The 14,094-nt window shown below is 60.5% G+C and carries 5 protein-coding genes and 1 pseudogene; 2 read left to right on the forward strand and 4 right to left on the reverse strand.

The window, feature by feature from the left end:
- The first annotated feature begins 71 nt into the window (after window positions 1-71).
- Together PI739_RS12315 and PI739_RS12320 are read left to right on the forward strand one after the other, a co-directional pair.
- Complete coding sequence (locus PI739_RS12315) at window positions 72-1,904, forward strand: ABC transporter ATP-binding protein (RefSeq protein ID WP_003431136.1); 1,833 nt, start codon at window positions 72-74, stop codon at window positions 1,902-1,904.
- A gap of 104 nt (window positions 1,905-2,008) precedes the next feature.
- Window positions 2,009-2,158 (forward strand): annotated as a pseudogene (locus tag PI739_RS12320) (hypothetical protein); the annotation flags it as partial.
- A gap of 284 nt (window positions 2,159-2,442) precedes the next feature.
- Here PI739_RS12320 and PI739_RS12325 read toward each other — a convergent pair.
- The 4 genes from PI739_RS12325 to hrpA form a co-directional block, all read right to left on the reverse strand.
- Window positions 2,443-3,570, reverse strand: a complete 1,128-nt coding sequence (locus PI739_RS12325; protein ID WP_003363470.1) for a GNAT family N-acetyltransferase — start codon at window positions 3,568-3,570, stop codon at window positions 2,443-2,445.
- 39 nt (window positions 3,571-3,609) lie between these two features.
- Window positions 3,610-8,505 (reverse strand): NEL-type E3 ubiquitin ligase domain-containing protein, encoded by a 4,896-nt coding sequence (locus tag PI739_RS12330; RefSeq protein ID WP_271351878.1) that lies wholly within the window; start codon window positions 8,503-8,505, stop codon window positions 3,610-3,612.
- 120 nt (window positions 8,506-8,625) lie between these two features.
- A complete protein-coding gene (locus PI739_RS12335; protein ID WP_003363473.1) occupies window positions 8,626-9,747 on the reverse strand; it encodes a beta-ketoacyl-ACP synthase III in 1,122 nt (373 codons plus the stop codon).
- A gap of 240 nt (window positions 9,748-9,987) precedes the next feature.
- The gene (hrpA, locus tag PI739_RS12340) at window positions 9,988-13,899 is read right to left on the reverse strand and encodes an ATP-dependent RNA helicase HrpA (protein WP_046271180.1); all 3,912 of its coding nucleotides are present in this window, start codon (window positions 13,897-13,899) and stop codon (window positions 9,988-9,990) included.
- Window positions 13,900-14,094 lie beyond the last annotated feature (195 nt).

Here is a 14,094-nt window from a genome sequence, read left to right on the forward strand (position 1 = left end):
GCTTCGTGCGGTCCGGACGGGAGAGCCTCCACTTATCAAGGAGAACCCACGTCGCGTGGGTGTGATAGCCAATGCTTTATCGTCGTTTCGAAAAACTGATCGATATCTTCAAAGACGCTCCTACCGCTGCCCCGCCCAATACTGTCTTCGCGTTCTACCTCTACTACCTGCGTCAGGTGTGGCCGACGTTTACCGCGCTGCTGGTGGTCGGGCTGATCGGTGCGCTGATCGAAGTGTCGCTGTTCAGTTACCTGAGCCGCATCATCGATCTGGCGCAAACCACGCCGCCGGAGAACTTCTTCAGCATTCACGGCTCCGAGCTGATCTGGATGGTCGTCGTCGCCCTGTTGCTGCGGCCGATTTTCGTCGGCCTGCATGACCTGCTGGTACACCAGACGATCAGCCCCGGCATGACCAACCTGATTCGCTGGCAGAACCACAGTTACGTGCTCAAGCAGAGCGTCAACTTCTTCCAGAACGACTTCGCCGGGCGTATCGCTCAGCGCATCATGCAGACCGGCAACTCGTTGCGCGACTCGGCCGTACAGTCGGTGGATGCGCTGTGGCATGTGCTGATCTACGCGATCAGCGCGATGGTGCTGTTCGCTGAGGCCGACTGGCGCCTGATGATCCCGCTGGGTACCTGGATCGCGGCGTTCATCCTCTCGCTGATGTACTTCGTGCCGAGGGTCAAGCAGCGCTCGGTGGATTCGTCCGATGCGCGCTCACGACTGATGGGCCGCATCGTCGACGGCTATACCAACATCACCACGCTCAAGCTGTTCGCCCACACCAACCACGAGCAGCAGTACGCTCGCGAAGCGATGCGCGATCACACCGAAAAAAGTCAGCTGGCCGGCCGCGTAGTCACGTCGATGGACACCACCATCACCACCATGAACGGCATACTGATCGTCACGACGACCGGCCTGGCCCTGTGGTTGTGGACCCAGTCGATGATCTCGGTGGGGGCGATTGCACTGGCCACCGGTCTGGTCATCCGCATCGTCAACATGTCCGGCTGGATCATGTGGGTGGTCAACGGCATCTTCGAGAACATCGGCACCGTGCAGGACGGCCTGGAAAGTATTTCGCAGCCCGTTACGGTCAATGACAAACCCGGCGCCCTGCCGCTGAAGATCGAAAACGGCGGTGTCAGGTTCGACGGCGTCGATTTCCATTACGGCAATGGCAACGGGATCATTCACAACCTCAACCTGGACATCAAACCGGGTGAGAAGATCGGTCTGATCGGGCCTTCCGGCGCGGGCAAGTCGACGCTGGTGAACCTGCTGCTGCGCATGTACGACGTGCAAGGCGGGAGGATCCTTATCGACGGCCAGGATATTTCCGAAATCACCCAGGAAAGCCTGCGGGCGCAGATCGGCATGATTACCCAGGACACCTCGCTGCTGCACCGCTCGATTCGCGAGAACCTGTTGTATGGCAATCCGCACGCAACCGACGAACAGCTCTGGGAGTCGATCCGCAAGGCTCGTGCTGACGAGTTTATCCCGCTGCTGTCGGACTCCGAAGGTCGTACCGGCTTCGATGCTCATGTCGGTGAACGCGGCGTCAAGCTGTCCGGCGGTCAACGCCAGCGTATCGCGATCACCCGCGTGCTGCTCAAGGACGCACCGATCCTGATCATGGACGAAGCCACCTCGGCACTCGACTCGGAAGTCGAAGCAGCGATTCAGGAAAGCCTGGAGACGTTGATGCAGGGCAAGACGGTGATCGCCATCGCGCACCGCCTGTCGACGATTGCACGCATGGATCGCCTGGTGGTTCTGGAGAAAGGCCAGATCGCTGAAACCGGCACGCACAGCGAACTGCTGGCGCATGGCGGGCTGTATGCGCGGTTGTGGCAGCATCAAACGGGTGGGTTTGTAGGCGTGGATTGATAGGGGGAATTTGCTGGCCTCTTCGCGAGCAAGCTCGCTCCCACAGGATCTTCAGAGGCCACAACATCTTCAGCGGCAGCGACGCAGCACTTGTGGGAGCAAGCTTGTTCACGATCGTACGCATGGATCGCCTAGTGGTTCTGGAGAAAGGCCAGATCGCTGAAACAGGCACGCACAGCGAACTGCTGGCGCATGGCGGGCTGTATGCGCGGTTGTGGCAGCATCAAACGGGTGGGTTTGTAGGCGTGGATTGATAGGGGGAGGCTGCTGGCCTCTTCGCGAGCAAGCTCGCTCCCACAGGATCTTCAGAGGCCACAACATCTTCAGCGGCAGCGACGCAGCACTTGTGGGACCCACCAGTCGGTCATGTGTACGCCGCACTTGTGGGAGCGAGCTTGCTCGCGAAGAGGCCGGTGCAGTCGCTGAATGAATGTCTGCTGTGTGGCTAACCCGCCTGTCGGTCATATGTACGCCGCACCTGTGGGAGCGAGCTTGCTCGCGAAGGGGCCAGTGCAGTCGCTGAATGTCTTCTGGCCGGTTACTCCACCTGCCGATACGGCAGCGCGCTGCGCGCTTCCTCGGCATAGGCCAGTACGCCGACTCGCTCCTGCTCCAGAAACTCGCTGACCGCGTCTTTCAGGCCTGGGTGCATCAGGTAGTGCCACGAACGGGTGATCTGCGGTTCGAAGCCGCGGATCAGTTTGTGTTCGCCCTGCGCGCCGGCGTCGAAGCGTTGCAGGTCGTGGGCGATGGCGTAGTCCATACCCTGATAGAAACAGGTTTCGAAATGCAGCCGGTCAAACTCGGCCAGACAGCCCCAGTAGCGCCCATAGAAACTGTCGTCGCCGATCAGGCTGAAGGCCATCGCCACCGGCCGTGAGCCCTGCAGCGCGATGACCACACGGATCGATTCAGGCATGCGCTCAGCCAGCAGGCTGAAGAACTCACGCGTCAGGTAAGGCGCCTGCCCGCGCACCTCGTAGGTATTGGAGTAGCACGCATAGACGAAGTCCCACAGCACTTCGCTCATCTGCGCGCCTTCGAGCCATTCAAACTCGATGCCCTGCCCGGCCACCTGCTCACGTTCCTTGCGCATCTGTTTGCGCTTGCGCGAACTCAATGCATCAAGGAAGTCCTGAAAGTCCCGGTAGCCGCGATTGTGCCAGTGAAACTGGCAGCCAAAGCGCTCCAGCCAACCCGGTTGCGTTTCAAGCAAGGCATCGGCCGCCGGATCGGTGAAGTTCACGTGGGCGCTCGACAACCCTTCACTCTGCAGATAGGCAGGCAGCTCGCTGAGCAACTCGATACCGCCCTGAGGCGTCGCCGACAAAATCCGCGAACCGCCGACCGGGCTGAAAGGCACGGCGATCAGCAGCTTGGGGTAATAGGCGATGCCGGCGCGACGGCAGGCGTCTGCCCAGGCGTGATCGAACACGTACTCGCCATACGAATGCCACTTTCGGTAAGCCGGCAACGCCGCCACCAACTGATCGTTTTGGTAGTGCAGCACGTGCTCGGCACGCCAGCCCGATCGTGGCCCGAGGCTGCCGCTGTCCTCCAGCGAGCTGAGAAACGCATGCCGCAGGAATGGCTGATTGCCAGGCACCAGCGCATCCCACTGGGCAGGCGCGACGGTGCCGAGGCTGTCGATTACATGAACAGGCATGCAGGTTCCCCGATAGGCAGACAGGGTTAAGAATATCCCTTATTGAGCCGTCATGTTCACCGCCTGGGCAATCTGCCTGGAAAGAGTGATCGCGAATTCGTTGATCGCCTGCTCACGCTGACGAGAGATCAGGCCAATCTGCTCGAGGTACTGCTGATCGGATCGCTGATCAGGCGGCAACTCATCCAGGGCCACCAGGCGCTGATTGAAAGGCTGCTTGACCGGCTCGAACTCCGGGGCGTAACGAATTTCCAGATAACTCATCCAGAATTCCCGGGCAATCATCGACTGGAAAAACTCAGGGGTGGCTTCGCGATCGATGATTTCGTTGTAAGCGGCCTGCAAATACGCTTCGCTCACCTTGGCAATAGCGCGGAACCACATGTTTCGCGGCTGGCCCGGCAGCTCAAGCCGCGCCTGCAGACCGACGCGGTAGGCCAGGCGTACTTCGGCCTCATCGACCGTTTCGCCGCTCGCCTGACGAAACGCTATATCGCGCAGGGCAATTTTCTCCACCTGGTCCAGACGGTCCAGACTGCGGGTCATCCTGAACAGCTTGCGTGGCTGCGCGGCCGCCGTCGTGGATGACATGATCGAGAAGATCTGGACGCGCACTTCCATATCGCCAAACACCATTGCCAGTCCATCACCACACGTCTGCGGGTGCGCGGCAACATCGAAGAGCTGGGCACGCAGCTCGGCGTTGACCGACGCCGATTCGATCATCGACCAGACTCGCGCAATCAGCTCATCGCGGTTACTTGAGAAGTCGGCCGATTGCGTCAGATCGCTCAGCATCTGAAAAAAATCCGTGGATCCGGCACAGGCGTGCAGGTCTTGCCACAGCCTTATGCGGGTATTCACCTGCTCACGATTCAGACCTGCAAGCCACGGCGCACTGCCAGGTCCGGCCTCGACCGGATTGCGACTCTGGCTGACACCCCACCGCGGGCGCAACCTGCCCTCGCGAAACAGCCTGATGCGTTCCAGCGTGGGTGAATTCAACGGATTGCCGCTCAGATGCAGGTGCAGGCGCGAGGAACTGAGGGAGCGCTCGATGTTATCGAGTTCATCGATGGATATTTCCGAGATGCGATTGTCACGCACATCAATCCGAATCAGCTCGGACCGCACCCAGTTCCATGCCGGCAATGTTCGAATGCCCGTGCCACGCAAAAACAGTAGGCGCAATGAGTTCAATGCGTGGATGGGGACGTCCTCGCCGAGCGAGCAAAAGTTGAGGTCCAGAATCTCCAACCGGTTCAGGTTCTGCAACGCCGCGTTGGCGGACTCTGTCCAGATCAGCGGGTTGTGGCTGATGGACAGCTCTGCAAGCTGAGGCATTTGCCCTATCGAGGTCGGCAAGGATCGCAGATCATTGAAGTCCAGGCTCAGCGAACGCAGTCTGTTGAAGTTTTTCAGTAATGCATTCGCTTGTGGATCGGTAAGCTGCATGGTGCGGGCTTTCAGCACCGCCACATGGTCGAAGTTAGCCGTGATATCCGGGAGTTCTCCGATACGCAAGTTATCCAGATCGAGCGCATACCCTAAAAAGTCACCCTGAAAGTTTCGGCACTGAAAGCTCAAGCGTTTCCAGCAGTCGCGAATGCGCGTCGCGGCGACCTCCCTCGGTCTGCGCAACGAAGAAAAGGGCGTTTCCGCGACCCAGTTGTCCAGGGTAACTTGAAGCGTTCGCAATTCATCGGCGAGGCTGCTCAGTCTTTGCCGGACGAAAGTCGACAACTCCCTCGCCGGTCCGGTGTGTTCGGCGCGCAGCGTGCTCAGGAAGTCGGACACTTCTGCATCGGAAAAACCCGGGTACAGACTTCTTACCGCAAGCTCCGGCGAGTGCCTGGACGCGCCAATGCCCAAGCGACGAAAGAAACCCCGCAAGCGTCCACTCAGGGGGTAGCCAATACCGCCATGAGGCAAGCGTTGCGGCCACTTGATACCCGGTTTGATCGGCTGCAATTGCAAAATGGCAGCCATGCGCTCACGCCGTTCGACTGCCATATTGCGCAACAGACTGCGCAGTTGCTGCTCATCCGCGCCAGCAGGCAGCTGAATGTCGAGGCGTATCTGTTCGGGAAGCGCCAGCAGCAACGCCCTGAAAAATTGCTGATCGACTTCACCGAGCGGCTCACCTGAAGGATCGAAGCACTGAACGCCCGCTTCGGTGCTGACCAGCAGCCGGTGCACTGAGGCCTGATCGCTGTCGAGACTGGCGATTTCGTCGCCCTCCAGCGAATCTTTCAGCAGATCGATGGAAACATCACCTCGCCAGCCTGGCACGTACTGCAGCATGCCCATCCCCGCCGCCTGGGTGTCCAGATTGTCGGTTACTGCCCGATAGAAGCCTTCGTTGGCGCGGTTTATCCGCAGTTGCTGCTGATACTCGCGGGCATGCTCGGCAAGTGTCAGAGGAATGCGTTCTTCCGTAGTCATCCGCGCTTTGTCCGCGTCGCTGGCCATGCCGATGAGTTCGAGCGCCACGCTGCTCGGCAAGCTGCCGAAGTCGCGCTGTATCAGTTGAACATGCGGGTCGTCGCTGCGACCTTTGAGCGCCTGCACGTCATCCAGCAGGCGCCCCACGTGCGTCTGGGCGCAATCGGCCAGATAGCGTTTGAAGCCGCGCAGTTGAACGGCCTTGTCGGCACTGTCGCTCCCGGTCAAACGAGTGACTTCATCGGCGGGCAGACCTTCCAGCAACTGGCCGAGCACTTGACTGAGGTGCCCGGTCGGCCCTGTGACATGGGACGACAGCGTCATCTGCGATCCCACGTTCCAGGATTCCAGCAGCGCCCCTTGGGCGTCGATGAGCAACAGGCCGCGGGGCTCATGCCAGCGCGGTGACGACACCAGCAGCTTCAGCCACGGCTCAAGATGAGAAACATGGACCTCAGACACATCGGCGGCCTGAAGAGCGCCGATGCAGACGTGCAGTTGCCGTTCTGTTTCAACGCGCTGAATGGCGTCCTTCAGCAAGGCCGGAGGCTGGAGGTTCTCGACATGTATCTGGCGCAGCAACGCCTCGTGGGTGCCGGTAATGCGCAGGACTTTCTGAATGTCCTCTTCCGGGAGTGCATGACAGGTCGGGTTGAGGCGTCTGAAAGCCGTTACCTCGTCCCAACCCATAGGGTTTTCCCATTCATGGCGCCAGGCACCGGCCCCATTGTGCTTGAGCTTCGGCGCGTAAGAACGCTCATTCAGCGGATGCCTGATGCGCCAGTTGGCGCCGGAGGCATCGGACTCGACGCGATACAGCTTGCCGTCCAGTGGCAGCCAGGTCCTGCCATCGTGCTCATAAAGTCCAAGGGCGTTGCTGCTCAGGTTGTCGGGCAACGAAACCGTATGCGCATAGGCGTCGATGCTCGGCTTGCCGAGACGTACGGCCCCGTCGACACGTCGTTGCACCAGGCTTTCGATGAACATCGAGGGTTGCAACCCGTTCACCGCGCCCACCACACCGCCTACCAGCAACATCTGTGCAACGTTTTCGCCGATGTTGTAGACATGTCGCATGGCGTCTTCGACTTCATCGTGCTGCCAGTCCTCGTAAGCCACGAACGCTTCGCTGGCGAGCTGATAGAGGGCGACCACTGACATGATTTCACCCAGCACCGGCACAAAGAACCCGGCCACGTTGAGCAGGTTCATGCCATTGTTTTCAAGGCTTTCGATCAGTGAATCATGAGCCTGCTGGTCCACCTGCGCGGAAGGCACCGCGATAGCCTTTGAGTCGTCATAGGTTTTGGCCAGCAAATGGTCGTACAGCAGTTCGAATGGCGGTTTCGAAAACGGCTGTGCCTGCACGACCAGGTCGGCGTCGGGGTCCAGCTTGCGGTCCCCGGCGGGATGCAGCCGTGCGTCCAGTTTGGTAAAAAATGCCGGAGCCTGGCCAAGGCTGACGAAACGGCTGAAGTAGCGTCGATAGTGTTCGCTGCCCAACGCCGTCACCAGCCAGGCGTTGAAGGCCCGCAATGACTCGAACTGCCTGATCGGATGCGAGGGCTCGGAAGGCAGGTAGACCAGACAAGGACTGTCATCGGGCCTGGCGCCGTCCTGTTGTATCAGCAAGGCACCCTGTAACAGCGAGCCTGAAAACGTGTAGGTGTCGAGCACGTGCAACTGGCAATAGCGCACGCCCTTGCCATCCCAGCGGGGCTGGTCAACGGACTTCACCATATCCAGCAGGGTCTGGTACGCCGCTTCAGTGATATCGCCTTTCATCACGGCAATATGCGCAAGCACCTCGACGGCGGCACGCTCGCTGTCCATGAACGCGCTGGCAACCGCTCGCGCAGCCGGGCCTGGCGGCTTGAACACGCTGTCTAGGTGAGTCTGATACTGACGGCCCAGATCCAGCTCATGGCAAAAATCAGCGAACTGCTCAAGATCGATCGCCTGACGGTCCCGGTATTCCACCTTGTAGCGGCGCTGGGCGCTGTCGATCAGCCAGTAGCGCAGGCCACCTGTCCGCAGGATTGCCGAGTAGGGATTGAAGCGGCTTCTGTTGCTCGGAGCGAAGTTCAGCAAGGCCGCCTGGAGCAAGGTCTGCTCGAGCGGGGCGGGGTTCCAGGCGCTGTCGTAGCGCCAGGTCATCAGTTGAAAGGCTTCAACGTCCAGGTCGAGCTGGAAACGTTCGACAAACGCTTTCGACAGCAAGGGCGCTGCAAATTGCTGTGGCGATAACAGGCGGTTGCGCACCGGCTCCAGCGCCTGCGCGTAACGCCGTGCACTTTGCTGGCTGGCGTGCAGTGCCTGGCGCAGTGCCGTGGGCGCACCCACATACCAGTCTGGCAAGTTTAGCCTGATGAATTCGGTGTTGGCGTGCTCCGCTTCGAACGGCGCCGCGTCCTGCGCTCGAGGCGTTACAGAGGCGTGCGCAATGGACGCTTCTATGGTTTCAAAGGGGTTGTAACGGAGGGTGAACATGGTCGATACCGCTAATGGCTTTGTGAATAGCCAATACGATAAAGACCCAAGGGCCTGCACATGACATAACGGGATATGACAGGTAGCGCCCGACTCCCGAGCGCTACCCGTCGAACGCGATCAGCGCTTGCGCAGAATCACGCTGCCGATCGAATAACCGGCGCCAAACGAGCTGAGTACCGCCAGCGCGCCTTGCGGCAAGTCATCCTGATAGGTGTGAAACGCAATCACCGAACCCGCCGAGCTGGTATTGCCGTAGGTGTCGAGAATCACCGGCGCCTCTTCGACCGTAGCGTCGCGGCCCAGCAGCTTCTTGACGATCAGATGGTTCATGCTCAGGTTGGCCTGATGCAGCCAGAAGCGTTTGACGTCAGTGATGTTGATGCCGTTATCCTGCAAATGCGCAGCGACCAGCTCGGCGACCATCGGGCACACCTCGCGAAACACCTTGCGGCCTTCCTGCACGAACAGCTTGTCCGGCGCATTCTGACCCTCGTCCGAGGTACGGTTGAGGAAACCGAAATTGTTGCGGATGTTGTTGGAGAACTGGGTCAGCAGGCGGGTGCTGACGATATCGAACTGGTAAGGCGAGGTTGCCAGGTCGGCGCGCTCGACCACCACGGCAGTGGCGCCGTCACCAAAGATGAAGTGGCTGTCACGGTCACGGAAATTAAGGTGTGCGGTGCAGATTTCCGGGCTGATCACCAGCAAGGCGCGGGCCTGACCGAGTTGCACACTGTTACAGGCTGCCTGAATGCCAAAGGTGGCCGAGGAACAGGCCACGTTCATGTCGAACCCGTAACCGGCGACACCCAGCGCTTGTTGAATCTCGATGGAGATCGCCGGGTAGGCCCGCTGCAGGTTGGAGCAGGCAACGATTACACCGTCGATATCGGCAGCGGTTTTGCCCGCGCGTTGCAGCGCCTGTCTGGCGGCAGCTACACCCATCTCACAGAGGATCGACCATTCGTCATTGCTGCGCTCCGGCAGGTTGGGCTTCATGCGCTGCGGATCGAGAATGCCCTCCTTGTCCATGACGAAGCGGCTTTTGATACCCGAAGCCTTTTCGATGAAAGCGGCGCTGGATTCACTCAGCGCCTGCACGTCGCCACGTTCGATAGCGGCGGCGTTATCGTTGTTGAACTGTGCAACATAGGCATTGAAAGACTGCACCAGCTCTTCGTTGGAGATGCTGTTGGCCGGGGTAAACAGGCCTGTGCCGCTGATGACGACGTTGTGCACGGTCGTTCCTCTCTTATTGAGTTGCAGGTAATGACCTGCTCAGGCACGGCAATTGAAGGCCCACTGTTTTTGGGACCAACGTACCAGTGCGACTGTAAAAGCTGCCCGTAACAGGGAGCAGCATTTCATGACACGGTGAAGACAGGCGCGGAGTGTGCCACAGAGCCCGGTTTTGGCGCTATCGGGCCAATGAATATAGGCACGATAGACGCCTTTTAATGGGTGACAGGAAGCAGTGGATCAGCTCTCCACCTGACTCCACTGCTTGCTCAACCGTTTGTCCGACACCGGCATTTTGGTGCCCAGTTGCTGGGCGAACAGCGAGACGCGGTATTCCTCCATCCACCAGCGGTACAGCGCCAGCTCCGGGTCGCGCTTGCCCTCTTGAGCATGCTTGTCGGCGCGTGCCTGATATTGCGTCCACAGACCTGCCAGCTCGATGCTCCATACTCTGTCCTTCTGCACCTGAGCCGGGAGTTTTTCCAGGCGCATCTCGATGGCCTTCAGGTAGCGCGGCAGCTCCTTGAGCCATACCGCCGGGGTCTCGCGGACGAATCCGGGGTACACCAGCTTGCTCAGTTGCGCCTTGATATCGTTGAGCGCCACCGCTTGGGACAGGTCGATCTTGCCTTTGAAGCGCTTTTGCAGACCGTGCCACAGCTTGAGGATTTCCAGCGTCAGCTTCGCGAGCCGCTCGGCATGCTCGGTCCAGTCGGCGCGCTTGCGCTCAGCCAGTGACAGCAGGCCGGCACCGTCGCGCGGCAACTCGGCCTCACCTTCCAGCACGCAGCTGTCGAGGCTGGCCAGCAGAATGTCTTCGATCAACGCATCGATGCGCCCCAGTTCGCGATGCAGCAAGGCCAGCTCGGTCTGCCCCGGCAATTTGTTGCGCAGAAACTTGGCGGGTTCGGCCAACTGCTGCAACAGTAAACGCTGCAAGGCGCGGCGATGCTGGTATTCGGCCTCGGCCTGAGTCGAGAACCGGCCTTCCTTGACCGCGCCGCCCTCTTCGACCAGCGCCGGATAGACCGTCATCGACAGCCCGGCGATGTTCTGCTGGGTTTTCTGCGCCACCGCTGCGAAGGCCTTGGCCTGCACCGGCTGCTGGCTTTTTGCGGTTTGCGGCACGGCCAGCGCGGCCTGGCTCGCCTCGGCAAAGCGCGCCGTCAGCTCGGCCAGATCACGTCCCTCACCAAGAAACTTGCCGCTGCCATCGACGATTTCCAGGTTCATCTTCAGGTGGCCTTCAAGCTGCTGTGCCGCCTCGGCCCAGGCTTCGTCACTGACCCGTACGCCGGTCATGCGCAGCAGCTCACGACCCAGCGCCTGAGGCAACGAGCCCTCGCCGAAAGTAATGCGCTGCAACGCCGCCTTGATGAAATCCGGGACCGGCACGAAATTCTTGCGTACCGCCTTGGGCAGGTTGCGGACCAGCGCAATGCATTTGGTCTCGAGCAACCCCGGCACCAGCCACTCAAGACGCTCGGCAGGCAGCGACAGCAACAATGGCGCGGGAACGCGCAAGGTCACGCCGTCACGCGGGTGGTTGGGTTCGAAGTGGTAGCTCAGCGACAGGCTCAGGTCGCCCAGACGCAAAGTATCCGGGTATTGCGCGGCGGTGACTTCGCTGGCCTCGCGAGCCAGCACGTCCTCTTCGCGCATGATCAGCAGCTGCGGATTCTTCTGGCTTTCGGTCTTGTACCAGCTGTCGAAGGTGGCCGTCTGATGAATCTCGGCCGGGATGCGTGCTTCATAAAAGCTGTACAAGGTGTCTTCGTCAGCCAGAATATCGCGGCGTCGAGCCTTGGCTTCCAGCTCGTCGAGCTGCTCCAGCAAGCGGGTATTGGCGCTCAGGCACTTGGCCCGCGACAGGATATCGCCACGCACCAGGCCTTCACGAATGAACAGCTCGCGCGAAACCACCGGGTCGATGGGGCCGAAATGCACAGGGCGACGGCCCACCACGATCAGGCCGAACAGCGTGATCTGTTCGAACGCCACAACCTGCCCGCGCTTCTTCTCCCAATGCGGCTCGAAATGATTTTTCTTGATCAGGTGGCCGGCCAGCGGCTCGATCCAGTCCGAGTCGATCTTGGCGACCATGCGCGCGTACAGCTTGGTGGTTTCCACCAGTTCGGCGGTCATCAGCCACTGTGGACGCTTCTTGCCCAATCCGGAGGACGGATGAATCCAGAAGCGCCGCTGCCGTGCCCCGAGGTAATCGCCCTCGTCGGTCTTTTGCCCGATCTGACTCAGCAGACCGGAAAGAATGGCCTTGTGGAATTTCGGGTAATCGGCCGGCTCCTTGTTGACCGTCAGTTGCAGGTCGCGACAGATCAGACTCAATTGCCGATGAGAATCGCGCCATTCCCGCAGGCGCAGGTAATTCAGGAAATTGCGCCGGCACCAGTTACGCAGCGGGCTGGCGGTCAGGGTCTGGCGCTGCTCTTCGAAGCCGCGCCATAGATTGACCATCCCGGCGAAGTCCGAGTCGGCGTCCTTCCATTGCGCGTGGGCCTGATCCGCGGCCTGCTGACGCTCGGGCGGGCGCTCGCGCACGTCCTGTACCGACATGGCGCTGGCGACGATCAGCACTTCCTGCAGGCTGCCCTGCTTCGCTGCTTCCAGCAGCATGCGGCCCATACGCGGGTCCACCGGCAGACGCGCCAGTTGACGGCCCAGCGGGGTCAGCTGATTCTCGCGGTTGACCGCCGAGAGCTCCTGCAACAGGTTGAAACCGTCGCTGATCGCCTTGCCGTCCGGCGGTTCGATGAACGGGAAGTCGGTGATCTCGCCCAGGCGCAGGTGCAGCATCTGCAGGATGACCGCAGCCAGGTTGGTGCGCAGGATCTCGGGGTCGGTGAATTCCGGCCGACCGTTGAAATCCTCTTCGCTGTACAGACGCACGCACAGGCCGGGTTCGACCCGTCCACAACGGCCTTTGCGCTGGTTGGCGCTGGCCTGCGACACCGCCTCGATCGGCAGGCGCTGGACCTTGGCGCGATAGCTGTAGCGACTGATGCGCGCCGTACCGGTGTCGATCACGTAACGGATGCCTGGCACGGTCAGCGAGGTTTCAGCGACGTTGGTGGCCAGTACGACGCGACGACCGGGGTGCGACTGAAAGATACGCTGCTGCTCGGCCGGCGAGAGGCGCGCGTAAAGCGGCAGAATCTCGGTATGCCTGAGCTGCGCCTTGCGCAGCACTTCGGCGGCATCGCGGATCTCGCGCTCGCCGGGCAGGAACACCAGCACATCGCCTGGGCTCTTGCGCTCGCTGCGCTCGAAGGCCGCCAGTTCGTCCAGCGTTGCCAGAATCGCCTGATCGACGGTCAGGTCCTCTTCAACGCTGTTGCCGTCTTCGTCCTGCTCGCTGGTCAGCGGGCGATACCAGACGTCCACGGGGAAGGTACGCCCGGACACTTCGATCACCGGCGCATCGTTGAAATGCTCGGAAAAGCGCTGCAGGTCGATGGTCGCGGAGGTGATGATGACTTTCAGGTCCGGACGACGCGGCAGCAGGGTTTTCAGGTAACCCAGCAGGAAGTCGATGTTCAGGCTGCGTTCGTGGGCTTCGTCGACGATGATCGTGTCGTAGCGCTCAAGAAAGCGATCATGCTGGGTTTCGGCCAGCAGAATACCGTCGGTCATCAGCTTGATCAGGGTATTGCTGTCGCTCTGATCCTCGAAACGCACCTGATAGCCGACCAGTGCGCCCAACGGTGTGCCGATCTCCTCGGCAACCCGGCTGGCCACGCTGCGAGCGGCGATACGGCGCGGCTGGGTATGACCGATCAGACCGTGCTGACCGCGACCGATTTCCAGGCAGATCTTCGGCAACTGGGTGGTCTTCCCGGAGCCGGTCTCGCCGGCAATGATCAGCACCTGGTGCTTGAGCAGCGCCTCCTTGATCTCGTCACGCTTGGCCGCAATGGGCAGGTTATCGTCATAACGAATCGCCGGCACACTTTCACGCCGCGCCGTGACCTGCGCACAGGACGCCTGCACCCGCGCAACCCACTGCGCCAGCTTCGCCTCGTCGGGCTTTTTGCGCAGGTCGTGCAACTGACGGCGCAGACGATGACGTTCGCTGATCATCGCTTGGTCGAGGTTTTTCAGAAGTTGGTCGATAGAGGGCGATTCGTCGGTCATCAGGCGCGCAGGGTCTTTTTTCAAATGGCAGGTGCGGATTGTCGCAGATTGTGGCGGGTCGTGACGAATGGCCTGAGTGTCAGGCTATCCATTGCGGTCATGGTTTGCGGCAGCAGTGCTCAATCACAATAAAGTATGAGGTACTCCATTCCTGACGCTTCGCGCCCTTTTTGCGACGCAGAGCGTCGAGACCTG

Origin of the sequence: Pseudomonas cerasi, from assembly GCF_027983475.1 — a bacterium.
Lineage (GTDB): Bacteria > Pseudomonadota > Gammaproteobacteria > Pseudomonadales > Pseudomonadaceae > Aquipseudomonas > Aquipseudomonas cerasi.

Coding starts and splice junctions, on each gene's coding strand:
- PI739_RS12315 (WP_003431136.1), top strand. CDS start 72: ATGCTTTATCGTCGTTTCGAAAAACTGATCGATATCTTCAAAGACGCT.
- PI739_RS12330 (WP_271351878.1), bottom strand. CDS start 8,505: ATGTTCACCCTCCGTTACAACCCCTTTGAAACCATAGAAGCGTCCATT.
- PI739_RS12325 (WP_003363470.1), bottom strand. CDS start 3,570: ATGCCTGTTCATGTAATCGACAGCCTCGGCACCGTCGCGCCTGCCCAG.
- hrpA (WP_046271180.1), bottom strand. CDS start 13,899: ATGACCGACGAATCGCCCTCTATCGACCAACTTCTGAAAAACCTCGAC.